This window comes from Paenibacillus sp. 2TAB26, assembly GCF_052115145.1.
Taxonomy (GTDB): domain Bacteria; phylum Bacillota; class Bacilli; order Paenibacillales; family Paenibacillaceae; genus Pristimantibacillus.
In genome coordinates this window covers 1-550 of the sequence record NZ_JBFRGC010000085.1, presented here as the reverse complement: position 1 = coordinate 550, position 550 = coordinate 1, and the positions used below count along the sequence as shown (strand labels likewise).

General features: G+C 68.3%; 2 protein-coding genes. Both read right to left on the bottom strand.

The genetic code is table 11. The features are described from left to right. Window positions 1–206, bottom strand: a 206-nt coding sequence (locus tag AB4Z50_RS35950) for a hypothetical protein (RefSeq protein WP_441887275.1), incomplete at its 3' end; no start/stop codon positions are given. A 109-nt stretch (window positions 207–315) separates the two neighbouring features. Beyond that, window positions 316–550 (bottom strand): TrmH family RNA methyltransferase (locus AB4Z50_RS35945; RefSeq protein ID WP_441887273.1); only part of this gene is annotated, 235 nt, incomplete at its 5' end.

Below are 550 nucleotides of genomic sequence, written 5' to 3'. Positions count from 1 at the left end.
CCGCCAAGCAGGCCGTCGGCCGGCGGGGCCTCGGCCATCGCCGGCGGCGCGCCCAGCAGTTCGGATTTCTCGACGGGCGGCGGCGGCGCCGGCTCGTTCAAGGCCGACGACGTGTCGGCCGGCTGCTTGGCGCCGCACCCTGCCAGCGCCAGCACGACAACGGCGGACGAGGCCAGGGCCGCCGTCCGGAACTTCATCTGCAACATCGGGTCCCCCGATCCCATGCTTCAAATCCTTCGCGGGCAAGGCTCGCGAAGTTACTCGTCCGCGAGGAAAACACGTCGTTGCGACGAAATCAAAACGGTTAATCGGGATTCACGAACCGATTTCCCCCTTCAGGCGAACTCGTGACGTTTCATAGAGCGCGATCGCCGCCGCGGCGGACACGTTCAGGCTCTCGAAGCCGCCCGGCATGGGGATTTTTCCCATCGCGTCGCAGTGCTCGGYCACCAGGCGGCGCACGCCTTCGCCTTCCGAACCCAGCACCAGCACGGTCGGACCGCCGTCCAGCACCTCCTCCAAGCTGGCCTCGGCCTCGCCGGCCAGGGCC